General features: G+C 74.5%; 23 protein-coding genes. 14 read left to right on the forward strand and 9 right to left on the reverse strand.

All coding sequences use genetic code 11. The annotated features are described in order from the left end of the window. Nucleotides 1–3: 3 nt before the first annotated feature. Nucleotides 4–1,449, reverse strand: coding sequence for an alkaline phosphatase D family protein (locus Pdca_RS13355; protein ID WP_373865499.1), 1,446 nt, complete (start codon nucleotides 1,447–1,449; stop codon nucleotides 4–6). A 363-nt stretch (nucleotides 1,450–1,812) separates the two neighbouring features. Here Pdca_RS13355 and Pdca_RS13360 point away from each other — a divergent pair, with 363 nt between their 5' ends. After that, on the forward strand, nucleotides 1,813–3,249 hold the full coding sequence (locus Pdca_RS13360; protein WP_085911430.1) for a dicarboxylate/amino acid:cation symporter: 1,437 nt from the start codon (nucleotides 1,813–1,815) through the stop codon (nucleotides 3,247–3,249). 61 nt (nucleotides 3,250–3,310) lie between these two features. Further along, nucleotides 3,311–3,949, forward strand: coding sequence for a Pr6Pr family membrane protein (locus tag Pdca_RS13365; protein WP_166665832.1), 639 nt, complete (start codon nucleotides 3,311–3,313; stop codon nucleotides 3,947–3,949). Here Pdca_RS13365 and Pdca_RS13370 read toward each other — a convergent pair. Continuing rightward, on the reverse strand, nucleotides 3,883–4,719 hold the full coding sequence (locus Pdca_RS13370) for an alpha/beta fold hydrolase (protein WP_085911431.1): 837 nt from the start codon (nucleotides 4,717–4,719) through the stop codon (nucleotides 3,883–3,885). The two genes, Pdca_RS13365 and Pdca_RS13370, sit on opposite strands and share 67 nt — an antisense overlap. Continuing rightward, nucleotides 4,719–6,455 (reverse strand): hypothetical protein, encoded by a 1,737-nt coding sequence (locus tag Pdca_RS13375; RefSeq protein WP_158092077.1) that lies wholly within the window; start codon nucleotides 6,453–6,455, stop codon nucleotides 4,719–4,721. The genes Pdca_RS13370 and Pdca_RS13375 overlap by 1 nt, the downstream gene beginning before the upstream one ends. Nucleotides 6,456–6,572: 117 nt before the next feature. On the opposite strand from Pdca_RS13375, the gene Pdca_RS13380 reads away from it, so the two are divergent. Both Pdca_RS13380 and Pdca_RS13385 read left to right on the forward strand, forming a co-directional pair. Then, the gene (locus Pdca_RS13380) at nucleotides 6,573–7,190 is read left to right on the forward strand and encodes a class I SAM-dependent methyltransferase (protein ID WP_085911533.1); all 618 of its coding nucleotides are present in this window, start codon (nucleotides 6,573–6,575) and stop codon (nucleotides 7,188–7,190) included. A 154-nt stretch (nucleotides 7,191–7,344) separates the two neighbouring features. Then, the gene (locus tag Pdca_RS13385; RefSeq protein ID WP_085911433.1) at nucleotides 7,345–9,069 is read left to right on the forward strand and encodes a DEAD/DEAH box helicase; all 1,725 of its coding nucleotides are present in this window, start codon (nucleotides 7,345–7,347) and stop codon (nucleotides 9,067–9,069) included. 127 nt (nucleotides 9,070–9,196) lie between these two features. Here the strand turns inward: Pdca_RS13385 and Pdca_RS13390 are convergent, their stop codons facing one another. Then, on the reverse strand, nucleotides 9,197–10,054 hold the full coding sequence (locus Pdca_RS13390) for an EamA family transporter (RefSeq protein WP_232021678.1): 858 nt from the start codon (nucleotides 10,052–10,054) through the stop codon (nucleotides 9,197–9,199). A 368-nt stretch (nucleotides 10,055–10,422) separates the two neighbouring features. Here Pdca_RS13390 and Pdca_RS13395 point away from each other — a divergent pair, with 368 nt between their 5' ends. Continuing rightward, the gene (locus Pdca_RS13395) at nucleotides 10,423–10,608 is read left to right on the forward strand and encodes a DUF7455 domain-containing protein (protein ID WP_085911435.1); all 186 of its coding nucleotides are present in this window, start codon (nucleotides 10,423–10,425) and stop codon (nucleotides 10,606–10,608) included. A gap of 365 nt (nucleotides 10,609–10,973) precedes the next feature. Here the strand turns inward: Pdca_RS13395 and Pdca_RS13400 are convergent, their stop codons facing one another. After that, nucleotides 10,974–12,671, reverse strand: coding sequence for a choline dehydrogenase (locus tag Pdca_RS13400; RefSeq protein ID WP_085911436.1), 1,698 nt, complete (start codon nucleotides 12,669–12,671; stop codon nucleotides 10,974–10,976). A gap of 141 nt (nucleotides 12,672–12,812) precedes the next feature. On the opposite strand from Pdca_RS13400, the gene Pdca_RS13405 reads away from it, so the two are divergent. Further along, a complete protein-coding gene (locus Pdca_RS13405) occupies nucleotides 12,813–13,235 on the forward strand; it encodes a helix-turn-helix domain-containing protein (RefSeq protein ID WP_085911437.1) in 423 nt (140 codons plus the stop codon). 12 nt (nucleotides 13,236–13,247) lie between these two features. On the opposite strand, the gene Pdca_RS13410 is transcribed toward Pdca_RS13405, so the two are convergent. Further along, on the reverse strand, nucleotides 13,248–14,093 hold the full coding sequence (locus Pdca_RS13410) for a GAF domain-containing protein (RefSeq protein WP_125911385.1): 846 nt from the start codon (nucleotides 14,091–14,093) through the stop codon (nucleotides 13,248–13,250). A gap of 190 nt (nucleotides 14,094–14,283) precedes the next feature. Here Pdca_RS13410 and Pdca_RS13415 point away from each other — a divergent pair, with 190 nt between their 5' ends. The 8 genes from Pdca_RS13415 (at nucleotide 14,284) to Pdca_RS13450 (ending at nucleotide 22,419) form a co-directional block, all read left to right on the forward strand. Then, the gene (locus Pdca_RS13415) at nucleotides 14,284–15,288 is read left to right on the forward strand and encodes an ABC transporter substrate-binding protein (RefSeq protein ID WP_232021557.1); all 1,005 of its coding nucleotides are present in this window, start codon (nucleotides 14,284–14,286) and stop codon (nucleotides 15,286–15,288) included. Next, nucleotides 15,285–16,037, forward strand: a complete 753-nt coding sequence (locus tag Pdca_RS13420) for an ABC transporter permease (protein ID WP_085911439.1) — start codon at nucleotides 15,285–15,287, stop codon at nucleotides 16,035–16,037. The genes Pdca_RS13415 and Pdca_RS13420 overlap by 4 nt, the downstream gene beginning before the upstream one ends. After that, entirely contained in the window at nucleotides 16,034–16,771 is a 738-nt protein-coding gene (locus tag Pdca_RS13425; protein WP_085911440.1) for an ABC transporter ATP-binding protein, read from the forward strand. Before Pdca_RS13420 ends, Pdca_RS13425 begins: the two co-directional genes overlap by 4 nt. A 177-nt stretch (nucleotides 16,772–16,948) precedes the next feature. Next, complete coding sequence (locus tag Pdca_RS13430) at nucleotides 16,949–18,091, forward strand: sugar ABC transporter substrate-binding protein (RefSeq protein ID WP_232021558.1); 1,143 nt, start codon at nucleotides 16,949–16,951, stop codon at nucleotides 18,089–18,091. Nucleotides 18,092–18,155: 64 nt separating this feature from the next. Further along, entirely contained in the window at nucleotides 18,156–18,929 is a 774-nt protein-coding gene (locus Pdca_RS13435) for an ATP-binding cassette domain-containing protein (RefSeq protein WP_085911536.1), read from the forward strand. A gap of 55 nt (nucleotides 18,930–18,984) precedes the next feature. Continuing rightward, nucleotides 18,985–20,454, forward strand: a complete 1,470-nt coding sequence (locus tag Pdca_RS13440; protein WP_174824312.1) for a sugar ABC transporter permease — start codon at nucleotides 18,985–18,987, stop codon at nucleotides 20,452–20,454. After that, nucleotides 20,451–21,635: an ROK family protein gene (locus Pdca_RS13445; RefSeq protein ID WP_085911441.1), complete on the forward strand. Its 1,185-nt coding sequence runs from the start codon at nucleotides 20,451–20,453 to the stop codon at nucleotides 21,633–21,635. Before Pdca_RS13440 ends, Pdca_RS13445 begins: the two co-directional genes overlap by 4 nt. Nucleotides 21,636–21,669: 34 nt before the next feature. Then, nucleotides 21,670–22,419 carry a cobalt-precorrin-6A reductase gene (locus Pdca_RS13450; RefSeq protein WP_085911442.1) on the forward strand — a complete coding sequence of 250 codons (750 nt, stop codon included), beginning with the start codon at nucleotides 21,670–21,672 and terminating at the stop codon, nucleotides 22,417–22,419. A gap of 67 nt (nucleotides 22,420–22,486) precedes the next feature. Here the strand turns inward: Pdca_RS13450 and Pdca_RS13455 are convergent, their stop codons facing one another. From Pdca_RS13455 to Pdca_RS13465, 3 genes are read right to left on the reverse strand one after another with little or no spacing between them, the layout of a single operon-like run. Next, nucleotides 22,487–23,503: an alcohol dehydrogenase catalytic domain-containing protein gene (locus Pdca_RS13455; protein ID WP_085911443.1), complete on the reverse strand. Its 1,017-nt coding sequence runs from the start codon at nucleotides 23,501–23,503 to the stop codon at nucleotides 22,487–22,489. Then, nucleotides 23,503–24,591: an alanine racemase gene (locus tag Pdca_RS13460; RefSeq protein WP_085911444.1), complete on the reverse strand. Its 1,089-nt coding sequence runs from the start codon at nucleotides 24,589–24,591 to the stop codon at nucleotides 23,503–23,505. Before Pdca_RS13460 ends, Pdca_RS13455 begins: the two co-directional genes overlap by 1 nt. A gap of 26 nt (nucleotides 24,592–24,617) precedes the next feature. Next, nucleotides 24,618–25,091, reverse strand: coding sequence for a GNAT family N-acetyltransferase (locus Pdca_RS13465; RefSeq protein WP_085911445.1), 474 nt, complete (start codon nucleotides 25,089–25,091; stop codon nucleotides 24,618–24,620). Nucleotides 25,092–25,104 lie beyond the last annotated feature (13 nt).

The following is a 25,104-nucleotide window of genomic DNA, read 5'->3' on the forward strand; positions in this document are numbered from 1 at the left end:
GCCTCAGCTGCGGTGCAGCCCCGGTTCGCGGTCCGGGACGGTGAACGACGCCGACGTCCGGACCGGCGCTCCCGGGCTGCTCACCCGCTCGACCACCCGGAAGTCCGCGCGCAGCTGCGCCGGCTCGAACCGGGTCAGCAGGTAGCCGCGCCGGTCCTCCCGGTAGCGGATGTGCGGGTTCTCCTCGCCGCCGTCACCCCGGTCGCCGTCGCCGTCGCCACCGGAGGTCACCGAGGTCGTGACGAGCTCGGTGCCGACCGGTGCTGCGTCCCGGTCCTCGCCGGGGAGGATCTCGTTCGCGTGGTGGACGTGCTCGTCGCCGGTGAGCACGACCGCGTTCCGGACACCGGCGTCCACCCAGCCGCGGGTGATCCGCTCCCGGGACCGTGGGAACGCGGCCCAGCTGTCCCCGGACTTGCGGCCCCCGCTGCGCCGGGCGAAGAACACCTGCTGGCCCAGCACGTCCCAGCCGGCGGTGGAGGTGCGGAACCCGTCGAGCAGCCAGCGCTCCTGCTCGGCGCCGGTGATCGAGTCCCCGCCGCGGTACTGGCGGGTGTCGAGCATGTGGAAGGTCGCCAGCGACCCCCACCCGATCCGCCGGTAGAGCTGCATGTCCAGGCCGCGCGGGACCGACGCGCGGCGCAGCGGCATGTGCTCGTAGTACGCCTGGAACGCGGCGCGCCGCCGCTGCGGTGAGCGTCCGCGGTCGCCGCCGGCCCAGTTGTTGACCAGCTCGTGGTCGTCCCAGACGACCAGCCACGGCGCGACCGCTTGCGCGGCCCGCAGGTCGTCGTCGGTCTTCTGGTGGGCGTGCGTGCGGCGGTAGCCGGCCAGGTCGGTCGGCTCGGGCCCGCCGGGGTCGCGGACGTCGCCCTCGTCGGTCTCGTAGATGTAGTCGCCCAGGTGCAGCACGAGATCGGGATCGTCGTCGGCGAGCGCCCGGTAGGCGGTGAAGTGCCCGGCGCCGAACTTCGCGCAGGACGCCACGGCCACCGTCAGCGCAGGCACGGCCGCCCCGGCCGCCGGGGTGGTGCGGGTGCGGGCGGCGGGGGACACGTGCCCGTCGGACCGGAACCGGTAGAAGTACTCGCGGCCCGGGAGCAGTCCGGCCGGTTCGGCGTGCACGCTGTAGGCGAACTCCGGCACCGCGGTCTCGCTGCCGCGGCGCACGACCCGGGTGAACCCCTCGTCCTCGGCGATCTCCCAGTCGACGACGGCGGGCCGCCCGGCCATCCCGCCCAGCCCGTCCTCGGCGTCCGGGCGCGGGGCGAGCCTCGTCCAGAGCACCATCCCGTCCGGGGACGGATCGCCGGATGCGACGCCGAGGGTGAACGGATCGGTGGTCCGGCGCAGCGGCGCCGGGGCCGTGCCGGGGAGCTCGGGCAGCAGGCCGCCGAGCGCGGTGCCGACCATGCCGGTGAGCACGGTGCGGCGGGTCGGGCCGGGCACGGGGCCTCCTCGGGTCGATCGGGCCCGCCCATCATGTGCCCGGCACCCCGGCGCGGCCCGGACCTACGCGCCGGTGTGCCCGCTCCGTGTGGGTGATTCGGTGACCGTCGGGTGACCCGCACACGCCCGCCGGACCGGATCCCCGGCGGATGCGGGGCCGGCCCGGCGGGCCCGGTGTGGGGAGGGCTACCCGAGTTCCGGGAAGTTTCACGGCGACACCTGCGTTGGGGCGTCACGTGCGGGGGAGAGGTGTGTTGCTGGTGCGGCGCCGGGTGATCGACCTGTGCCGCCGGCCGACGAGCGGTTGTCGCAGCTGTCCAGAGCAGCAGTGACCCACCTCGGCAGTTCCGGAAGGACCCACCCGTGTCTCTCGTCGTCCGCGCGGCCCGCGCCTGGCGCACGCCGCGCGTCTTCGCCGTACTCACCCTCACCGGGCTGTTGCTCGGTGCTCTGCTCGGGCTGACCGCCCGGGTCACCGGCCAGGAGTGGCTGGCGACCGGACTGGACACCCTCGGCAGCCTGTTCACCGGGTTGCTGCAGTTCACCGTCGTCCCGCTGGTGTTCCTGGCCATCGTCGTCGGCATCGTCAGCCTGCGTGATCTCGGCGGCGGCCGCGCCGCGGCCCGGCTCGGCGGCCGCACCGTCGCCTGGTTCGCCGGGACGTCGCTGATCGCCGTCCTGATCGGACTGGCGATCGGGCTGATCGGACGCCCGGGGGAGGGCGTCACGCTGACCGCCGATCCGGACGCCGTCGAGGCCGTCGGCGAGCGCACCCCCGGTTCCTGGCAGTCGTTGCTGTCCGGGCTGGTCCCGGACAACCCGATCGCCGCGTTCGCCGAGGGCGACGTGCTGCAGGTCGTCGTCTCCGCGCTGCTGATCGGCGCCGCCGCGTACGCGCTGGGGGAGCGGGCCGAGCCGTTCGTGGCCTTCAGCCGGTCCGCGTTCGAGATCGTCCTGAAGGTCATCGGCTGGATCATCGTGCTCGCGCCGATCGGCGTCGTCGGCCTGCTCGGCAACGCCTTCGCCAGCTACGGCACCGACGTCTTCAGCTCGCTGTTCGGCCTGATCGCGGCCGTCTACCTGGGCTGCGCGCTGGTGCTGTTCGGGGTCTACCCGCTGCTGCTGAAGTTCGTCGCCGGGATCGGTCCGCGCCGCTTCTTCTCGGTCACCTGGCCGGTGCTGCAGTTCGCGTTCGTGTCCCGCTCGTCCGGCGCGACGCTGCCGCTGTCCCGGCAGGCGGCGATCGACCTGGGCGTCGACCGGAACTACGCGGGCTTCGCGGTGCCGCTCGCCACGACCACCAAGATGGACGGCTGCGCCGCCGTCTACCCGGCGCTGGCCACGATCTTCATCGCGCACCTGTCGGGCATCCAGCTGGTCGCGTGGCAGTACCTGGTGATCATCGCGGTGGCGGTGTTCGGCGCGCTGGCGACCGCGGGGACCACCGGCTGGTTCACCATGCTGACGCTGACCCTGGCCGCGGTCGGGATGCCGCCCGAGGTCATCGCCGCCGGCATCGCGGTGATCATCGGCATCGACCCGATCCTGGACATGATGCGGACCGCGACCAACGTGGGCGGGCAGATCACGGTGCCGACGATCGTCGCCGCCCAGGAGGGCATCCTGGGCCGCGGCGAGCCCGATGCCCCGGAGACCGGCGGCTCCGCGGCCCCGTCGACCGGCACGCCGGCCGACCCGGCCACCCGGGCCGACGCGGCTGCTCAGACCGACACGGCTGCTCAGGCCGATCCGGCAGCCCCGGCGGCCGTGGCCGGACGGCAGGCCACCGGCGGCGCGTGACGACGGTCATCGACCGGGACCGGCCGGGAACCCTCCGGCCGGTCCCGGGAGTTGTCCCGGGGTGACCGTCCGCCCCCGTCCGCCGGTCGCGGTGCTGTTGCGTGCCGCGATCGTCCTGTGTGTCGTGGCCGCGCTCGTCGCGGTCGAGCTGAACTCCCGCTCGGGCGTGGCATGGCGGTTGACGACCTTCACCTACCAGGCGAACGTGCTCGCCGCCGTCGTCTACGGGGCGACGCTGCTGACCCGCAGGTTCGACGCCCGGCCCGCGCTGCGCGGTGCGGTCGTGGTCTACCTGCTCGGCGCCGGCCTGGTGTGGCTGGTGTTCCTCATCGACCGGAGCACCGGGTTCACCCCGGCGAACGTGCTGCTGCACCTGGTGGTCCCGGCGCTGGCGCTCGCCGACTGGCTGCTGACCGGGCGGGACCGGCCGGGGCCGCGCTGGTGGCATCCGCCGCTGTGGCTGCTGTATCCGGCCGCGTACCTGGCATTCGCGCAGCTGCTGCTGGACGGAGCGCCCTACTACTTCCTGGATGTGCGGATGCTCGGGTACACCGGGCTGGTCCGCAACGTGGTGGCGCTGGCGGGCGGGTTCCTGGTGCTCGGCTGGCTGGTCGTCGCGCTCGGGCCGCGCGGTCAGGACGACAGGAAGCGGTCGATCTCGGCGGCGAAGGGCTCCGGGTCGAGCAGCAGCTCCAGGTGACCGCCGGGGTAGCGGTGCACCCGTGACCGGCGGATCGCCCGGTTCAGCATCGTCGCATTGCCGCGCGGCACTATCGGGTCGTCGTCACCGGCGATGATCAGGGTGTCCGCGGTGATCGCGGGCAGCAGCGGCAGGCTGGTCCAGCCGGACAGCGCCAGCAGCTGGTAGTAGTAGCCGCGAAGCGGGCCCCGGCGGGAACCCGACCCGAGCGCCTCGGCGGCTCGCTCCGGGTGGTGGCGCAGCGACCCGCCGTAGATCTTCGCCGCGACCGTGTCGACGTAGGACGGGTCCTGGTGCCGCTTCGGCGAGGTCAGCACCGCCATCACCCGGGGCGACGCGGGCACCATCAGGGCGCCGGGGCCGGTCGCGGCCAGAATCAGCTTGCGGACCCGGCGACGCCGGCTGATCGCGAGCTGCTGGGCGAGCATCCCGCCCCAGGAGAAGCCGAGCACGTCGGCCTCGCCGATCCCCAGCTTCGTCAGCACCTGACCGACCCGGTGCGCCATCCACGACAGGTGGTACGGCATCCGCGGGGCAGCCGATCCGCCGATCCCCGGCGGATCGAACCGGATGATGTCCAGGTCCTCGGGCAGCGCGGCGACCAGCGGATCGAGGACGTCGGTCGCGGCACCGATCCCGTTGCACAACAGCAGCGGGGTGCGCCGGGCACCCGGGCCGGAGGCAGGGCGGCGGACGACGCGCATGCTGCGACCGCCGACCAGGACGTCGTGCTCCTCGAGCGGCGCGGGGCTGGGGGTTGATCGGGACATCACGGGCGAGCGTAAGCCCCCGCCGGATCTTCAGGGGTGTGAGAATGTCCGTCGCCGGCGCCCAGATAGGTGCCCGGCGCCGGGAACAGCGGTCGCAGCCTGCGCCCGCCCAACTCGGGTGGTGCGTCGCGCAGCGTGCCGGACCGCTCGATGAGCCAGCCGGCGAGATCCTCCCACCAGGAGCCCTCGATCCGGCTCGCCGCGGCCAGCCAGGCCTGCGGGTCGCCGTCACCGGTCCCGCAGCTCGCCGCGCGGAACGATCCGCCCGCCCGGGGTGGCGCGATCAGCGCACCCGCCTGGTCGCCGGGCGCGAGCACCAGCCGGCAGGAGCCGCCCAGCATGCGGGCGGTGCGGTGGCCACCGGTCCACGGCTGGACCGGATCGTCGGCGGCCGCCACCAGGTAGCCGTCCCGGCGGAGCTCGGCGGGACGGACCGGGGTGCCCAGCACCCGCACCCCGCCGCTGTCGTCGTCGTCCGAACCGAAGGTGGAGTCGGCCAGCGCCGCGAGATCGGTGTGCAGGGCGGCGGGCAGCGGGAGCAGATCGGCGGCCCAGGCCCGGATCGCCCGGGCCGCGCGGCCGGACACGGCCCCGCCGGTGGTGTCCGGGACGGCCCACGGCAGCACCCGGTCCGTTCCGCGCCGCCACGTCCAGGCGGAGACGGCGGTGGGGCCGTCCAGCACGCCGTCCCGGGCGGCCTGCTCGGCCGCGGCCCGGGTGACGGCGGGATCGGGCCGGAACCCGGGCAGCGCGTCCGACTGGTCGAGCACGGTCGCCAGGTAGCCGACACCGGCGACCCGGTCGTCCAGTCCGATCGCGGCCTGGTGCGCCTGCACCGCCGCGGCCAGCAACCCGCCGGTGCGGACGCCGAGCAGCGACACCCGTGGTGCGCGGGCGATCCGGGTGCAGGCCTCCAGCGCGTCGAGGACGGCGGCGGCGTGCGCGTCGAGGTCCCGGCCCGCGTCGGCCGGCCCGGCCGGGCGCCAGGACAGCGCGAACACCTGCAGGCCACGCCCGAGCAGGTGTTCGACCAGCGAGTAGCCGGGCGCGAGATCGGCCAGCCAGTACCGGTGGATCAGCGGCGGGACGACCAGCACCGGCGCGTCGTGCACCCGCTCGGTGACCGGCAGGTACTGCAGGAGCTCGAACACCGGGGTGCGCAGGACGACGGCGCCGGGGGTGGCGGCGACGTCGCGTCCGGCGACCGGGCCACCCCGGGCGTCCCGGGCCCCGGTGTCGAACGGCACACCCGGGTCGCCGGGGCCGGGGGCGGTGAAGACCCGCCGGGCGGCGTCGGGGCCCGGCCCGTCCGGGACGGGGACAGGATCGGAGTCGGCACCGGGATCAGCACTGCCGGACGGTCGTTCCGGGGCCCCCGCGCCGGTGGGGCCGAGCAGCAGCGCGCGCAGCCGGTCCGCGTCCTGCGGGGGCAGCGGCGATCCGTCGGCGGCGGCGTCGTCGAGCAGCCCGGACAGTGCGTCGGTGGTGACCAGCTGCACCTGCGCCAGACGCCGGCGGACCGGGTCGGCGGCCACCTCGTCGTCCGGCGGGGTGGCCGTGCTCGATCCGAGCCCGACCCGGCCGAGCTCGAGCACCCAGCCGCCGCCGCGGCGCAGCAGCAGCGACGGCCGCGCGGTGAGCGCCGCCGCCAGCCGCAGCCCGGCGGCGGGCAGCGCCAGCAGTCCGCCTGCCGGCTGCCCGCCGTCGCCCGCCGCGCGTCCGTCACCCGTGCTCATCGGTCCCATCATCCCCACTCCGGGCCGACGGGGCGCGTTCACCCCGTGGCCGTCGCCCGGTCAGGCGGCCCGGGCACGGTGGCGGCACTCCGTCCGCACACCTCCCCGGGAGCCCCGATGCCCGTGCCGCCGTCCGCTCCGCTCCCGGCACCGTCCGGCGCCGCCTTCCTGCGGGAGTTCCTGCGGGACCCGCTGCGCACCGCGTCCCTGTTGCCCAGCTCGCGCTCGCTCGCCGCGGCGGCGACCGGGCCGGTGCCGGGCACCGGGGAACCGGTCGTCGTCGAGCTGGGGCCGGGTACCGGCGCGTTCACCGGTGTCATCGCCGAGCGGCTCGGCGGGCGCGGGCACCACGTGGCGGTCGAGCTGAACCCGCGGCTCGCCGCGGTCCTGGAGCACACCCACCCGGGGCTGGACGTCGCCGTCGCCGACGCGACGACGTTGCCCGCGCTGCTGGCCGAGCGCGGCCTCGGCCGGGTGGACGTCGTCGTCTCCGGGCTGCCCTGGGCCGCCTACCCCACGACCGGCCGGACGCTGCCCGAGGTGATCGCCGGCTCACTGCGGCCGGACGGGGTGTTCACCCAGTTCGGCTACACCTGCACCCGGGTGCTGCCGCCGGCGCACCGGCTGCGCCGTCAGCTGGACGCCGCGTTCGGCGAGGTCGCCGGCGGCCCGACGGTGTGGGCGAACCTCCCGCCGGCCTTCGTCCTGACCGCCCGCCGGCCCCGCCACCGCTGACCTGGAGCGACGGCGCGCAGCGCCCACCCGGGATCGGCGGCGGGGCGCCGGGCTACCCTGATCGGCGCCCCGCGGCGGGGTCGCCGACGACCGAGACGCCCGCGGGAGCTCGCAGGTTCCCGCCCGGGAACGACCCACGGACCAGGGGAGACGTGTGTCGGAGACCCAGCTCGTGTCGCCGGAGACCCGCCCGCTGCGGGCGTGGCAGCGCAGCGCACTCGCTCGCTACCTCGCCACCTCACCGCAGGACTTCCTCGCGGTCGCGACGCCCGGCGCGGGCAAGACGACGTTCGCGCTGCGGGTCGCTTCGGAGCTGCTGCGCGATCGGGTGATCGACGCGGTGACGGTGGTCACCCCGACGGAGCATCTGAAGTACCAGTGGGCCGAGGCCGCGGTCGCCGCCGGCATCGCGATCGATCCCGAGTTCCGCAACTCCGCGGGCGGGACGTCGCGGGACTACCACGGTATCGCCGTGACCTATGCCGGCGTCGCGGCGCACCCGATGCTGCACCGCAACCGCACCTCGAACCGCCGGATGCTGGTGATCCTCGACGAGATCCACCACGCCGGTGACGCCCGCAGCTGGGGCGACGCCGTGTACGAGGCGTTCGAGCCCGCGGCCCGCCGGCTGGCGCTGACCGGTACCCCGTTCCGCTCCGACGACAACCCGATCCCGTTCGTCGAGTACGTCCCGGACACCGACGGCGCGCCCCGCAGCCGGGCCGACCACCAGTACGGCTACGCCGAGGCGCTCGCCGACAACGTCGTCCGGCCGGTGGTGTTCCTCGCCTACTCGGGCACCTCGAACTGGCGGACGAGCGCCGGTGAGGAGATCTCCGCCCGGCTCGGTGAGCCGCTGACCCGCGAGCAGACCGCGATGGCGTGGCGGACGGCTCTGGACCCGGCGGGCGACTGGATGCCGTCGGTGCTGGCCGCCGCCGACCGGCGCCTGCAGAGCCACCGCGACGGCGGGATGCCCGACGCGGGCGGCCTGGTCATCGCCTCCGACCAGGCGACCGCGCGCGCGTACGCGGGGCTGTTGCGCCGGATCACCGGTGACCAGCCGGCGGTGGTGCTGTCGGACGAGAACGGGGCCTCCGACCGGATCGCGGAGTTCGCCCGCTCGCAGGAACGCTGGATGGTCGCGGTCCGGATGGTGTCCGAGGGCGTCGACGTGCCGCGCCTGGCCGTCGGGGTCTACGCGACCTCGGCGTCGACGCCGCTGTTCTTCGCCCAGGCGATCGGCCGCTTCGTGCGGTCCCGGCGGTCGGGGGAGACGGCCTCGGTGTTCGTGCCGAGCGTGCCGGTGCTGCTCGGGCTGGCCAGCGAGCTGGAGGCGCAGCGCGACCACGTCATCGGGAAGCCGCAGCGTCCGGAAGAGGTCTGGAACGACGCCGAGCTGAACGAGGCGAACAAGCAGAAGGACGAGCCCGACGACGACAAGGCCTTCACCTCGCTCGGTGCGGATGCCGAGCTGGACCAGCTGATCTACGAGGGCGCCACCTACTCCGCCGACGAGGAGGACTACCTCGGCCTGCCCGGGCTGCTGGAGCCCGACCAGGTGCGGACACTGCTGTCCCAGCGGCAGGCGGACTGGATCAAGAAGGGCTCGCCGCGCACCGGCGCGCAGGCCAGGGCCACCCCGGCGACCGAGCCGCCGCCGCCCCCGCAGGCCCAGCGCGGGCAGAGCGTGCGGGAACGGCTGCAGACCCTGCGCAAGGAGCTGAACACGCTCGTCGCGCTGCACAACCACAAGACCCGCAAGCCGCACGGGAAGATCCACAACGAGCTGCGGGCGCACTGCGGGGGACCGCCGGTGGCGATGGCGAGCATCGAGCAGCTCGAGGAGCGGATCGCGACCCTGCGTTCCTGGCGCTGAGCGGCGCCCGCCGGACGGGTCAGGGCCGGACGGGTGACCGCCGGTGCCTGCCGAACGGGTGTGAGCACCGGTACCCGCCGAACGAGCGAGCGCCGGCGACCCGGCAGCCGGGTGAGTGCCGGCGGGCTCAGGGAGCGCGGCCGGGGAGCTCCCCGCCGGCGCCGACGGGGCCGGGGACCGGCTCGTCGCCGTCCCGGGACCGCACCGCGACGGCGAGGATCACCAGCAGGATCCCGACGGCCTCCAGCCCACCGGGCAGCTGCCCGAGCATGACCACGCCGATCCCGGTCGCGGTCGCCGGCAGCAGCGCCAGCAGCACCGCGAAGCGGGCCTGCCCGACCCGGCGGAGCACGATCTGGTCGAGGACGTAGGGCACGACCGACGACAGCACCCCCAGCCCGACGGTCAGGGCGAGCACCAGCGGATCCACCAGGGGTGCGAGATTCGCCACACCGAAGGATCCGTCGGTCCCGAGCAGGAGCAGCGGCAGCAGCAGCACCGCGGCGACCGTGAACCCGGTCGCGAGGTCGTCGATCCCGCTCCCGGCCCTGGCCACCCGTTTTCCGAGCAGGATGTAGGCGGCCCACATGGCCGCCGCGGCGAGCGCCCACAGCACCCCCGACGGGCTGCCGGACCACTGCACGTCGGCGATCAGCAGCACCCCGGCGGCGGCCAGCCCGACGGCACCGAAATCGCGGAAGCGACGCGAGGCCAGCGCGGCGACCAGCACCGGTCCGGTGAACTCGATGGCCACCGTGGTGCCCAGCGGGAGCCGGGCGATCGCCTCGTAGTACGCGACGTTCATCAGGGCCGTGGCCAGGCCGAACAGCCCGGCGCGGACGAGCCGGACTCCCCGCCACGCGTCGCCCCCCGGGCGCCGCCATGCCAGCAGGATCAGCGCCGCCCCGATCAGCCGCAGCTCGGCGACCGCGGACGGTGCCAGTCGGTCGAACAGGCCGACGGCGAGCGCCGCGCCGACGTACATCGACGTGCCGCCCACCAGGAACAGCAGCGGGGCGGGTACGCGTTCGGCGAACGGCCGTGCACTCACCAGGTCACGGTAAGCCCCCGACACACCCTGTTTACCGGCGCCCGCTTGCACGGGTGGCTGCTGTCCCCGCATGATTCACACGCAGTCAACTTCATACGCAATCGGTCACCGCGGGTACATCGCGGCGTCACCTGCTCGATCCGGAGACGGTCCGGACGTGACGGACGTCGCGACTCGCCCCGGGAACACGTGCAGGGGCCTCGAGCGTCTGCTTTAGTGTGGGCGACCCGCCTGGTGCGGTCGTCACAGTGATACGGCGGAGGGCCGCCCGAGGCCCGCCGCCGCGACGGAGGGAGACCGCTATGCAGCCCGAAACGCTGACCCGGCCCGAATTGACTCTCACCGACCGCTGTGACCGTTGCGGTGCAGCGGCCAAGGTGCGCGCGATCCTTCCCTCCGGTGGGGAGCTTCTCTTCTGCAACCACCACGGCCGTGCACACGCCGAGAAGCTGCGTGAGTCCGGTGTGGAGGTGCAGGGCGGGGAGTGATCGCCCGCGGGCGTGCTCGTCACGTCCCACCGACCCGACCGAACGGGGCGGGGATCCGACCAGGGTCCCCGCCCCGTTCGCGTGTGCGATGCCCGTTCGCGGCGCCTGAGACGCGCTGAGCGGGCCCGCCGCGGCTTCCGCGGGTAACCGGCCGACGACGCCGGGTGGTGTCGCGAGCGGGCCTCTCATGGCGCTCGCCCCGTGAACGGCCGGCCCCCGGGCCCCACCGACGACGCCGCCGCATGCACCCGGGCTCACTCGACGACGACACCGGCGCACCGACGACGACACCGGCACCCGGGCCCACCGACGACGACGCCGCCGGAGCCCAGTGGGCTCCGGCGGCGTCGTGTGGACGGGTCGGTTCAGGCCTCGACGAGCCGCCCGGTGACCACGTGGCTGCCGTTGCGGGACGCGGTCCGGGACGGCTGCGGGTCGGGCGGCAGCGGCGTGTTCCCGAGCACGAGATCCGCGGCCCGCTCGGCGACCATCACGACCGGCCCGTAGGTGTTCGAGTTCGGGACGTCCGGGAAGACCGAGGCATCGACCACCCGCAGGCCCTCGACCCCGTGTACCTGCATCGTGGCCGGATCGACGACTGCGCCCTCGTCCGTGCCCATCCGGCAGGTGCTGGTGGGGTGCAGCCCGTTCTGGGCGCGCCGGGAGACCCAGTCGAGCACCTGCTCCGGGGTCCGGACGGTCGGGCCGGGGAAGGTCTCGCCGCCGTCCAGCCCGGCGAACGCAGGCTGGTCGAGCAGCGTCCGCGCGATCTGGATGGCCTCCACCCAGCGCCTGCGATCCTTCTCGCTGCCGAGGTAGTTGAGCTTGATCCCGGGCGGGACGCCGATGTCGCGGGAGGTGGCGCGCACGGTGCCGCGTGCATCGGACGACATCACGCTCACGTGCATCTCGTAGCCGTGCCCGGCGGGCCGCACGTCCGGCGCGAAGCGCATCGCGACCGGCGCGAAGAGGATCATGACGTCCGGGATCCCGCCGGCCAGCGAGGTCGAGGCGAAGCCGCCGATCTCGAAGTGGTTGCTCGCGCCGATACCGGTTCCCGAGACGAGCCAGCGGGCCGCGGCGCCGGGCAGCTTGTGCACCCTGCGGTGGGTGGACAGCGACACCGGGCGGACGCAGGCGTGCTGCAGGTGGATGGCGAGATGGTCCTGCAGGTTGGCGCCGACGCCGGGCAGTGCGGTGCGCACGTCGACCCCGATCGATGCGAGGTGCTCCGGATCGCCGATCCCGGACACCTGCAGCAGCTGCGGGGTCGCGATCGCACCGGCGGCGAGGATCGTCTCACCGGCGTCGACGTCGCGGAAGGTCCCGTCGGCGGCCTGGTACCGGACGCCGATCACCTGGGAACCGGAGTGGTCGAACCGCAGCTGGCGGACGCTCACCCCGGTCCGGACCTGCAGGTTCGGCCTCGATGCCGAGACCGGGTGCAGGTAGGCGTCGGTCGCGGAGTAGCGGCGGCCCCGGAAGATGGTCCGCTCGGTCCGGGAGAAGCCCTCCTGGCGCGGTCCGTTGACGTTGTCGACGACGGCGTGCCCGGCCTGGCCCGCGGCGATCAGGAAGGCGTCGTTCAGCGGACCGGCCGCGGGGGCGCGCTCCACGATCTGCGGGCCCGCACCGTCGGCGTCGAGCGCGATCCGGTGCTCGGAGAGCCTGCGCTCCAGCCGCCGGTAGTAGGGCAGGCAGTGCGCGGAGCTCCACTCCTCGAGCCCGGGGCCGGTGGCCCAGCGGTCGTAGTCGCCGGGGTTCCCGCGCTGGTAGACCATCCCGTTGATGCTGCTGCTGCCACCGAGCACCTTGCCCCGGGGGACGGCGACCCGGCGGCCGGCGAGGCCGGGCTCCGGCTCGGAGGTGTAGCACCAGTCGTAGCGCGGGTTGCCCCAGGCGTGCGAGAGCGCGGCGGGCATCCGGATGACGGGGTCCCAGCGGTGGTCGGGCTGCCCGGCCTCGAGCATCAGCACCGTGCGCGACGGATCCTCGCTGAGGCGATGGGCGAGCACGGCACCGGCCGAACCACCGCCGACGATGACGACGTCGTACCGCGCCATACCGTTTCTCCCGTTTCCGAACTTGGCACTGTTGGCACTCACCTGTACGAATTGCTCCATTCGAGTGAGCAACCCCCCTTGCGGGCTTTCACGGTACGCCGTGCTCCCGGAGGGGGCTCATCGGCCCGTACGCTCAGTCGTGTGACCACGGAGGGCGACGACGCGGGCAACAAGGCCGGTGCAGACGACGCGGACAGGGCACTGGCCGCGCTGGGCGCCCAACTCGACGCCTCCGTCGCCGATCTGGAGTTCGCTCGCCGACGGGTGCGCGAACTTCAGGAAATGCGTGCCCGGGGGCTCGGTTGGAGGGAGATCGTACCCCGGGAGGAACGGCCGCTGATCGTCGAGACCGTCACCCGAGCGTTGGACGGTCTCGGCGCGATAGGGGGACGCTTCCGACGTGAGGAGGCGGTTGCCCTGCACACCGAGGGCGAGACGATCGCCGGGATCGGGCGGCTGTTCGGTGTCAGCAGGCAGCGGGTGTCCGCCTACCTGCAGGAGCACGTCCAGTTGCAGGCGCTGCGCGCCACGGCCGAGGCCGACCGCGCTCCGTCGGAGCCCTGAGCCGCCGGGGCCTCAGACGTCGTTGCGCCGGTGCCGGGCCCGCCGCTGGGCCGGGACCCGGGGGCCCGCGGGCGGTTCCTCGGGGCGCCGGGCGGCCGGAATCAGCGCCGTGCGGTCCGGTGGCCGGTCTCCGGCGGACGCCCGGGGTCCGGTGCCCGCACGCCCGCCCGGGGCGGCGGTGATCGAGGGTCCTGCCGGGCGCCGGGGGGCCGGGGTGATCGGGCCGGGCCCCGGCCCGTCGGTACCCCGTGGCCCGGCGGGCCCGTCCGGTGTCCCGGCGGCGAGCTGCTCCAACCGGGTCAGCTCGCGCACGTCGGAGATCCGGGCGGCCAGCGCCGAGGTCACCACCTGTAGTGCGGTGGCGAGCCGGTCGGTGAGCCCGGCCCCGGAGCTCCGGCGGGCGAGCAGCTGCAGCGAGCCCGCGGTGACCCCGCCGACGAGCACCGGGACGGCGAGCGACCGGACCAGCCCACAGCCGGCCGCGGTCGCGGCGAGACCGGGCGGATCGGACCGGGTGAGATCGGGTGTGACCACGACCCGGCCGTCGTAGGCGGTGGTGATCGCGGGACCGGCACCGGCGCGGTCCTGCAGCTGACCGACCCGGATGGCCGCGGTGTCCGAGCCGAACACGCGTTGCCGCTCGGGATCGCGCGCGTCGGCCGGCTCGTGCAGCACCAGCACCACCCCGTCGACCCCGGCGGCGGGCACCAGCGCCACGCAGATCCCGGACAGCATCGCGGCGACGTCGATGTGCGCGACGGAGGTCGCGCCGGCCTGCAACGCGACCCGCACGAGTGCGGGGCCGGGATCGGGCGCGGGCCGCCCGGGAGCGCCGGAGGTCCAGAGCGATGCCGCCATCTCGTCCTTCCACGTGCCGCCGGGTCGGGCCGAGGATATCGACCGGGTGACGATGCCGGGCAACGGAACGGCTGGGTTATCGTCCGGGCGTACCGCGGGAGCCCGCGCACCGAGGCTGAGAGGGCGGCAGGACCGGCCGCCGACCGTTCGAACCTGATCCGGGTGACACCCGGCGTAGGGAGGCCTTCTCGTGCGTGTTCGCGTGCTCTCGCTGTTCGGGGCGTTGCTGCTGATGGTGCTGGCCGGCTGCGCCGGCGGTGCGCCGGCGTCGCAGCCGGTACGGGTGGCGCTGGACTGGACTCCGAACACCAACCACCTCGGGCTGTACGTCGCCCAGCAGGCGGGCTACTTCGACGAGGCCGGCCTGGACGTGGAGTTCCTGCCCTGGAACACGACCTCGCCGGACACCCTGGTCGGCACCGGCGCCGCCGACTACGGGATCAGCTTCCAGGACTCGTTCACCTTCTCCAAGGCCGCCGGCGCCGACATCACCTCGGTGATGGCGATCCTGCAGCACTGGGCCACCGAGGTCGCCGTCCGCGCGGACCGCGCCGACATCCGGTCCCCGCGCGACCTCGACGGCAAGATCTACGCCGGGTTCGGCGGGCCGGGCGAGCTGCCGAAGATGCAGGCCGTGATCCGGGCCGACGGCGGCCGCGGCGAGTTCACCTCGGAGGTGCTCAACACCGCGGCGTACGAGGCGCTCTACGCCGGGCAGGCCGACTTCACCGAGCCGTTCGTCAACGTCGAGGGGATCGAGGCGGAGCTGCGGAACGAGCCCGTCCGGACGTTCCGCTACACCGACTACGGCTTCCCGGACGCCTACAACGTGCTGCTGATCGGCAACTCCACCCGGCTCGCGGAGGACCCGGACCGGGCCCGCGCGTTCGTCGGTGCGGTGCAGCGCGGGTACCGGCTCGCCGCCGACGACCCGGCCGCCGCGGCGCAGATGCTCAAGGACGCGAACCCGGGCGCCTTCACCTCCGACGAGCTGGTCGACCGGGGCGCCGCGATGCTCGCCGAGCAGTTCCTGCGTGACGAGCAGGGCCGGGTCGGGTTCCAGACCGAGGAGCGCTGGTCCGGGTTCTCCGGGTTCCTCTACGGCACCGGCTCGGTCGCCGGCCCGGACGGCGCGCCGGTCACCGCGCAGCCGGACTTCGCGACCTGGTTCACCAACGACTACCTGACGCCGTGACCCGCAGGCTCGGCCCGGCGCTGCTGCTGGTCGGCCTGCTGCTGGTGACCTGGCAGCTCGCGGCCGTCGTGTCCGGGGTGGCTCCGCAGGTGCTGCCGTCACCGCTGCGGGTACTCGAACAGGGCTGGGTGTTCCGCGAGGCGCTGTGGGCGAACACGCTGCCGACCGTGCAGGTGACGGTGATCGGGTTCACGGTGTCGCTGGCCGTGGCCTGGGCGATCGCGGTGGCGGTGGACTTCTCCCCGTGGTTGCGCAGCGCGCTGATGCCGCTGCTGGTCGCCTCGCAGACGCTGCCGGTGATCGCGATCGCGCCGTTGCTGATCATCTGGTTCGGTTTCGGCCTGCTGCCGAAGGTGCTGGTGATCGCGCTGGTGACGTTCTTCCCGGTGGCGGTCGGCCTGATCGAGGGGTTCGCGGCGACCGACCGGTCGGCGACGGCGCTGTTGCGCAGCATGGGCGCGAGCCGCTGGCAGCGGTTCCGCTACGTCCGGCTGCCGGGGGCGATGCCGTCGTTCTTCACCTCGCTGCGGATCGCGGTCACCTACGCCGTCACCGGCGCGATCTTCGCCGAGTACGTCGGCGCACGGGCCGGGCTGGGGATCTTCATGCAGTTGCAGCGCAACCAGTTCCGCACCGACCTGGTGCTGGCCGCGGTCGGTGTGACCGCGGCCGTGTCGGTGGCGCTGTTCGGCCTGACCTTCCTGGTGCAGCGCCTGGTCACACCGTGGTACCGGGGGGATCACCGATGAAGGTGTCGGTGCGGGATCTCTCGGTGGCCTACGGGGATCTGCCGGTGCTGTCGGAGGTGTCGCTGGACGTCGCGGCGGGGGAGTTCGTGTCGGTCGTCGGTCCGTCGGGCTGCGGGAAATCGACCCTGTTCGGCGCGCTGACCGGGATCCTGGACGGTGCGACGACGTCCGGCACGATCCGGGTGGACGGCGCCCCGGTGCGCGGGGCCCCGTTCGGCTACATGCCGCAGCGGGACCTGCTGTTCCCGTGGCGGACGGTGCTCGACAACACCACGCTCGGCCTGGAGGTCTCCGGGGTCTCCCGGCGGGAGGCCAGGGAACGGGCCGGGGTGCTGTTCGAGCCGTTCGGACTGGCCGGGTTCGAGCAGGCGCGGCCGGGCGAGCTCTCCGGCGGGATGCGGCAGCGGGCGGCGCTGCTGCGCACGGTCGTCGGCGGGCGCGAGGTACTGCTGCTCGACGAGCCGTTCGGCGCGCTGGACGCGCTCACCCGCACCGGGATGCAGGAGTGGCTGGAGTCGATGCGCGAGCGCTACGGCTGGACCACCCTGCTGATCACGCACGACGTGCGGGAGGCCGCGTTCCTGTCCGATCGGGTCGTGGTGCTCTCACCGCGCCCGGCGGGTGTCCGCCGGGTGGTGCCGGTGGATCTGCCCCGCCCGCGCACCCGCGCGATGCTCACCGACCCGCGGATCGCCGCCGTCGAGTCGGAGCTCCTGGACCTCCTGCACTCCTGAGCGAAGCCCCTCCGGCACAACAAATCGGCGCTGCCGTGACCGAATTGTGATGATCGTTGGGAACTTTCTCGATCCAGTGTGCTGTGCGCCACCGCATATCGCGCAATACGTTGGCGCTCGCAACATTTGCCCGATCGAGTTGCAACGGTCACCACAGCGTCGTGGAGGGAATTTCCGATGGGGATGCAGGGGACGGGACGCAGATCCCGGCTGCGGCGGGCGGTGACGGCGGCCGGTCTCGGCCTGCTGCTCACGCTGAGCGCGTGCGGCCAGAACAGCGCGGGCGACGGCGACGACGGCGGGTCCGCGGCCGGCGGGGAGGGCGGGACCAAGGTCGGCGTGATCCTCCCGGAGACCGACAGCTCGGCCCGCTGGGAGGGCTTCGACAAGCCGATGCTGGACCGGGCGATGCGGGCCGAGGGCCTGGACCCGGACATCCAGAACGCCCAGGGCGACGAGCAGAAGTTCTCCACCCTGGCCGACGGGATGATCTCCAGCGGGGTGCGGGTGCTGGTCATCGCCTCGATCAGCAGCGACGGTGGCGCCACGGTCGCGGAGAAGGCGCAGGCGCAGGGCATCCCGGTGATCGACTACGACCGGCTGAACCTCGGCGGGACCAGCGACTACTACGTCTCGTTCGACAACGAGCGGGTCGGCGCGCTGCAGGGCGAGGGCCTGGTCCAGGGGATCGGGGACGAGCAGGGTGCCCAGGTCATCGAGATCGAGGGCGCCCCGACCGACAACAACGCCACCCTGTTCTACAACGGCCAGCAGAGCGTGCTGAAGCCGCTCTACGACGACGGGTCGCTGGTCCTGGCCGGCAGCCAGACGATCGAGAAGTGGGACAACCAGGTCGGCGGAACCACCTTCGAGCAGCTGCTGACCGCCAACGGCGGCAAGGTGGACGGCGTCGTCGCGGCCAACGACGGGCTGGCCGGTGCGGTGATCACCGTGCTCGCCAAGTACGGCCTGAACGGGACCGTGCCGGTCACCGGGCAGGACGCCACCGCCGACGGTCTGGCCGCCATCCTGCGCGGCGACCAGTACATGACCGTGTTCAAGCCGATCGAGCAGGAGGCGGAGGCCGCGGCGAAGCTGGCCGCGGCACTCGCGAACGGCGACACCGCCGCCGCGGACGCTGTCGCCACCCAGACCGTCCGCGACCCGGACGGCAACCGGGACGTCCCGTCGGTGCTGCTCACCCCGGAGATGATCACCCGGGACTCGGTGAAGAAGGTGGTCGACGCCGGTTACGTGAGCGCCGCGGAGATCTGCACCGCGGAGGCCGCGCCCGCCTGCGGCGAGCTCGGCATCAGTTGATCCCGCCCCGGTGCGCGGCGGCGTCGTCCGCCGCGCACCGGGCCCGTCCGCGGAGGAGCGGTCCATGACCGAACCGATCCTGTCCCTGCACCAGGTGAACAAGAGCTTCGGCGCCGTGCGGGTGCTGCACGACGTCGACCTGACCGTTCGGGCCGGTGAGGTCACCGCACTCGTCGGCGACAACGGCGCCGGCAAGTCGACGCTGGTGAAGTGCGTCGCGGGGATCCACCCGATCGACGGCGGCGAGATCCGCTTCGGCGGCGAGCCGGTGTCGCTGACCGCCCCGGCCGACGCCGCCCGGCTCGGCATCGAGGTCGTGTACCAGGACCTCGCGCTCGCCGACAATCTCGACGTCGTCGCCAACATGTTCCTCGGCCGCGAGCGCGGCCGGCCGTGGATGCTCGACGAGGGCTCGATGGAGCAGGCCGCGCGGGACACCCTCGCGGCGCTCTCGGTGCGGACGGTGACGTCGGTCCGGACCCCGGTCGCGTCGCTGTCCGGTGGGCAGCGGCAGACCGTGGCGATCGCCAAGGCGGTGCTGTGGGACTCCCGGGTGGTGCTGCTCGACGAGCCCACCGCGGCGCTCGGTGTAGCACAGACCCGGCAGGTGCTCGATCTGGTCCGCCGGCTCGCCGAGCAGGGCCTGGCGGTGGTGCTGATCAGCCACAACATGGCCGACGTCTTCGAGGTCTCGGACCGGATCGCCTGCCTGTACCTGGGCCGGATGGTGGCCCAGGTGCCGATCCGCGACGTCACCCACGCCCAGGTCGTCCAGCTGATCACCGCGGGCCGGTCCGGCGAGCTCGGCCTGGCCCGACCCGAATCGGCGACCGTCTGATGGCGCTGCCGATGCCACTGCCGCCGACCGTCCCGCCGCTCCCGGAGGACCGATCGTGACCGACCCCCGTCCCACCGGCACCACCACCGACGGCACGACGTCGCCGGTGGGTGCCGCGCAGCGCGCCAACCCGGCGAACCGGGCGGCCGACTTCGGGATCGACACCACCGCCCAGACCACCCGGGAGGCGGTCGTCGCCTACCTGCGCGGGCTGCGCGGCGGCGATCTCGGCTCGCTGCCGGCGCTGCTCGGGCTGGCCGCGTTGTTCGTGCTGTTCAGCGTCCTGGACCAGGGTGGCACCTTCGGGAGCCTGCTGAACCTGGCGAACCTGCTCCAGCAGGGTGCCGGCCCGACGATCATCGCGATGGGCCTGGTCTTCGTGCTGCTGACCGGCGAGATCGACCTGGCCGCCGGGACCGCGTCCGGCCTGGCCGCGGCGATGATGGCGCTGCACCTGGTCTCCGCGGGCAACATGCTCGGTGCCACCGGCACCGTCGTGTTCGTGCTGCTGGTGCTGGTGATGGTCGTCGCCGCGGTGCTCGCCGCGCTGGTCCGGGTGTGGGCGGGCACCGTGGTCAGCCTCGCGACCGCCGCGGTGCTGGTGATCGGCGTGCCGACCGGGCCGGGGGTGGTGATGGCGCTCGCCGTCGGCGTCGGGGTCGTCATCGGCTGCCTGACCGGGTTCCTGGTCGCGCGGCTCGGGATGCCCGCCTTCGTCGTCACGCTGGCGCTGTTCATCACCTGGCAGGGGGTGATCCTCCAGCTGATCGGCGACGGTGGCACGCTGGCCCTGCGCGACCCGGTGATCAACGCGGTGGCGAACGGCAACCTGTCGGTGCCCGCCTCGTGGCTGCTCTTCGTGGTCGCGGCGGGCGGGTACGCGGCGGTCCAGCTGGTACGCCAGCGGGCCCGGCTGCGGAGCGGGCTGGTGGCCCGGCCCACCGGGCTGGTGCTGATCAAGATCGGGGCGGTGGTCGTGCTGGGTGGGCTGGTCACCTTCGCACTCGTCCAGGACCGGTCGCCGGGTGCCATCGCGATCGCCGGGGTGCCCTATGTCGTCCCGATCGTGCTGGTGCTGCTGGTGCTGGGGACCTGGGTGCTGGACCGGACCCGCTTCGGCCGGCACGTCTACGCGGTCGGCGGCAACCGGGAGGCCGCGCGCCGGGCCGGGATCGACGTGGCCAGGATCCGGGCGTCGGTGTTCGTGATCTCCACCGCGTTCGCCGCGGTCGGGGCGATCGTCTACTCGTCGAAGATCGGCTCGGTGAACCCGGCAGCGGGCGGCGGCAACACGCTGCTGTTCGCGGTCGGCGCCGCGGTGATCGGCGGCACCTCGCTGTTCGGCGGGCGCGGCCGGATCAGCAATGCGGTGATCGGCGGGACCGTGCTGGCCACCGTGCAGAACGGTCTGGGGCTGCTCAAGCAGCCCGCCGCCGTGGTGTTCGTGGTGACCGGCCTGGTGCTGCTGCTCGCGGCCGGGGTCGATGTGGCGTCCCGCCGGCGGGCGGCGGCCACCGGACGGTGACCACCCAGCTCCCCGGGCCGGCGTCGGGCACCCGCCCGGACGACGCCCGCCGGCACAACCGCGCGGCACTGGTGCGCCGGCTGCACGTCGACGGGCCGTGCACCCGGGCCACCCTGGCCGGGGAGCTGGGGCTCAACCGGAGCACGATCAAGGCGGTCGTCGACGGGCTGGCCGCCGCCGGGATCGTCACCGAGGCCATCCCGACCCGGCGCTCCGGTGCCGGTCGCCCGTCGCTGCTGGTGGTGCCCGATCCGCAGGCGGCGGTGGTGCTCACGGTGGACGTCCGGGTGGACCAGGTCGCGATGGCGATGGTCGGGATCGGCGGGCAGATCCTCGGCAGGCACAGCTGGAACCTGCACCGCAGCACTCGGCTGCCCGGCGAGGTGATCACGCACGTCGCCGAGTCGGCGCAGCTGCTGCGCGACGAGCTGGCGGTGACCGAGCAGGCGGTCGGGGTGTCGGTGCCGGGCGTCGTCCGGCGCGACGACGGGCTGGTCCGGGAGGCACCCAACCTGGGCTGGCGCGACGTCGAGCTGGGCACCCGGTTGGCCGCGGTGCTGGGGCGGCCGGTGCAGGTGGCCAACGACGCCGAGGCCGGGGCGCTGGCCGAGCACCTGCGCGGCGCCGGCCGGGACGTGGCCGACATGGTCTACCTGGCCGGGGACGTCGGCGTCGGTGGCGGTGTGATCTCCGCGGGCGCCCCGCTGCGCGGCACCGGCGGCTACGTCGGCGAGCTCGGCCACATGATCGTCCGCCCGGACGGCCGGGACTGCTTCTGCGGGGCCAGCGGATGCTGGGAGACCGAGGTCGGCGAGCCCGCACTGGGCCGGGCACTGGGCCTGCCCGAGGACACCCCGCGCGGGGTGCTGGTCGCCGAGCTGCGCGCACTGGCCGCGGACCCGGATCGCGCGGAGCGGCAGCTGGCCGGGTTCGCCGGCTGGATGGGGATCGGGCTGATCACCGTGGTCAACATGCTCGCCCCCGGTCTGGTCGTGCTCGGTGACCTGTTCGGCGCGCTGCCGCCGACCGTGCTGGACCGGGTCCGAGCCGACGTCGAGCGGCGCAGCCTGGTCAGCCGGGCCGTCGGCGGGACCCCGGTCGTGGTGTCCCCGCTCGGCCGGGACGGTGCGCTGATCGGCGCCGCGGAGCTGGCGTTCGAGCCGGTGCTCGAGGCGCTGTGAACCGAGCGGGCAGCTGCGCCCTAGCCTGGGGCCCGTGACCGGTCCGCACACGGTGCTCGTACTCGGCGGCACCACCGAGGGCCGGGCGGCGGCGGCCGAGCTGGCGGCCCGCGACGGCGTCCGGGTGATCTCGTCGCTGGCCGGGGCGGTCCGCAGCCCCCGGCTGCCCGACGGCGAGGTGCGGATCGGCGGTTTCGGCGGCGCCGACGGCCTCGCCCGGTACCTGCGTGCCGAGCGGGTGTCCGCGGTGCTGGACGCGACGCATCCGTTCGCCGCGACGATGACGGCCAACGCGGCCGCCGCCTGCGCGACGACCGGGACCCCGCTGGTGGTGCTGCGCAGGCCCGGCTGGACGGCCGGGCCGGGGGACCGCTGGCACCGGGTCGGCTCGGTCGCCGCGGCCGCCGCCGCACTGCCCGCTCTGCTGCCCGGACCGTCCGGCCGGGTGCTCCTCACCACCGGCCGCGGCGGCCTCGCGGAGTTCGCGGCGCTCGACGCGGCCTTCTGGATCCGGTCGGTCGACCCGCCCGGCCCGCCGCTGCCACGACGACACACGCTGCTGCTCGACCGTGGCCCGTTCACCCTCGACAGCGAGCGGGAGCTGCTGGCCGGGGTGCGCCCGGACGTGCTGGTGACCAAGGACTCCGGAGGCGACGCGACCGCGGCGAAGCTGGTGGCGGCGCGGGAGCGGGGGATCACGGTGGTGGTCGTGGACCGGCCCGGGCTGCCGCCCGGGGTGCGGGGCACGGACACCGTCGGGCGGGCCATCGCGCTGTTGCTGTGACCACCACTCGTGAAGCGAGCGGCACAGAGCGAGCGGCACGGAGCGAGCGGCACGGAGCGAGCGGCGCTCAGGGCAGGACGACGGTCAGCGAGCCCGGCTCCGGCGGCGCGGCCAGGGCCGCCGGAGCATCGGGCAGCGGGATCCGCCGGGTGACCAGGCGGGCCGGATCGAGCCGCCCGCTGTCGACGAGCTCCACCAGCGCCGGGTAGTCGGCCGCGGCCATCCCGTGGCTGCCGGCCAGCACCAGCTCCTTCGCGATCATCTCCGGGACCGGGACGACCGGCTCGGCGGTGAGCAGGCCGACCTGCACCAGCACGCCGTGCGGGCGCAGCGCCCGGATCCCGAACGCGAGTGCCTCGGCCCGCCCGGCGGACTCGACGGCCACCCGGGCACCGCCGTCGCCGATCAGCTCGCGCACCCGCTCCGGGCCCTCGGCCGGATCGAGCGTGCCGGCCGCGCCCAGCTCGGCGGCCCTGGCCCGGGCCGCCGGTGCCGGATCGGCGACCACGACCTCGGCCCCCAGTGTCGCCGCGACCAGCACCGCGGCCAGCCCGACGCCGCCGGCCCCGATCACCAGCACGGTGTCGCCGGGCCGGACCCCGCCGCGCCCGGTGAGCGCCCGGTAGGCGGTGGCGACCCGGCAGCCGAGCAGCGCGGCACCACCGGCGTCGGTCCCGTCCGGCAGCGGGACCAGATTGTGGTCGGCGTGGCGCAGCGCGACCAGCTCGGCGAACGAGCCGTCGTGGGTGAAGCCGGGCTGCTGCTGGCGCGGGCAGACCTGGGACCGGCCGTCCCGGCACTGCGGGCAGTCGCCGCAGCCGCACACGAAGGGCGTGGTGACCCGGTCGCCGATCCGGATCCGGCGCACGTCCGGCCCGGTCGCGACGACCCGGCCGGCCAGCTCGTGGCCGGGCACGAACGGCAGCGTGACGCCGTCGTCGTGACCGAGCCAGGCGAACCGGTCGCTGGCGCACAGCCCGGTCGCCTCCACGCGGACGACGACGCCGTCCGGCGCGGGTACCGGATCGGGCAGCTCGACGAGCTCCGGCGCGGCACCGAAGGCGGTGACCCGTACCGCCCGCATCAGGTGTTCGCCCCGCGCGCGTCGACCGGCCAGCGGTCGACGACCGTCTCCCCGCCGTCGACCACGACCAGATGATCGGCCAGGTTCACCGCCGTGCACACGTGGTTGGGCAGCACCCGCACCCGGCTGCCCGGCTCCGGGACCGGTCCGTCGCCGTCGCCGAACGCGACGGTGGCGTGGTGCTCGGACAGCGCGGTGACCCGGGCGCCGGGGTGCTCGGGCAGCCGTCCGTGGCCGGACGCCCATGGCGCCCGGTCGGCGCCGAGGGTCTTGCTGCCGGCGTCCAGCACGGCGTGCCCGGGGCGGGCGTGCACGACCGTCGCGACGGCGGTCAGGGCGCACCGGTCGAACCCGGCGGCGTCCAGCTCGACCTGCTGGGCGTCGCCGAACACCGACACCCCCGGCCGGGTCTCGGTGGGCGCCCACCGGTCGGGGAGCTCGGGGGACAGGTTCTCGGTCGGGCTGGACCCGCCGCTGCGGACCAGCGGCTCGATCCCGGCGGCCGCCAGACCGGCCGCCGCCGCGGACAGTGCGGCGATCTCGTCGGCGGCCGCGGTGGCGCGCGCGCCGGGGGCGTAGGCGTGCCCGGGGAAGGTGAAGACCCCGGCCACCTCCAGCCCGGCCGCCTGCGCACCCGCGGCGAGACCACCCGCGTCGCCGGGGGCGACACCGGTGCGGTGGTGCCCGGAATCGATCTCGATCAGCACCTGCGCCGGGGCCCCGCGCAGTGCCGCGGCGAGCCGGTCCGCGCCGGCGGCCGAGTCGACCCCGATCCGCAGCCGGACCCGCCCGGCCAGCGCGCGTAACCGGTCGGCCCGGCCACCGGCCGCCCACACCGGGTAGGCGAGGAACAGGTCGTCGACGCCGGCCGCGGCGAACACCTCGGCCTCCCCGACGGTCGCCAGGGTCAGGCCGGTAGCGCCGTGCGCGAGCTGGCGGCGGGCCACCGCCACGCACTTGTGCGTCTTGGCGTGCGGCCGCCAGGCGAGGCCGCGCCGCCGGGCCCGGTCCGCGCCGTCGGTCAGGTTGCGTTCCAGCACGCCGGCGTCGACGGCGAGGAACGGGGTGTCGAGATCCTCGATGCGCATCACCGGTGATCGTCGCATCGCCGCGGTCACGGCCGGCGCAGGTCCCGGGTCATCACCACCAGCGCGGCGGCGCCGCCCTCTCCGGGGACCACCCGGAAACCGGTTCGCGTGTAGAACGCCAGCGCGCGTGCGTTCCCCGGCTCCACCTTCAGCGACAGCCGGTGCCTGCCGTGCTCACCGGCGACGGCGACGACGGCGTCCACCAGCCTGCCCGCGAGCCCGGTGCCGCGGGCCGTGGGGCACACCCACATCCCGTGCAGCAGGCCCTCGTCCGGCTCGTCGGACGGGCGCCAGCACACCGTCCCGATCGGCCGTCCGTCGTGCTGTGCGGCGAACCGGACGTGCCGGGCGAGTACCCCGCGCCATGCCGCCTGCTCCATAGCGGCCAGCTCCCGGAGGAAGGCGCTGTCCGCGCCGAGCTCCTCCCGGATCGAGGCGAGCCGGACCTCCCGCGCAAGTTCCCAGTCGTCGGGACCCAGGCGGTGCACCGTCGTCGTCATCGCCCGCGTCCTT

It is taken from the genome of Pseudonocardia autotrophica, assembly GCF_003945385.1.
GTDB lineage: Bacteria > Actinomycetota > Actinomycetes > Mycobacteriales > Pseudonocardiaceae > Pseudonocardia > Pseudonocardia autotrophica.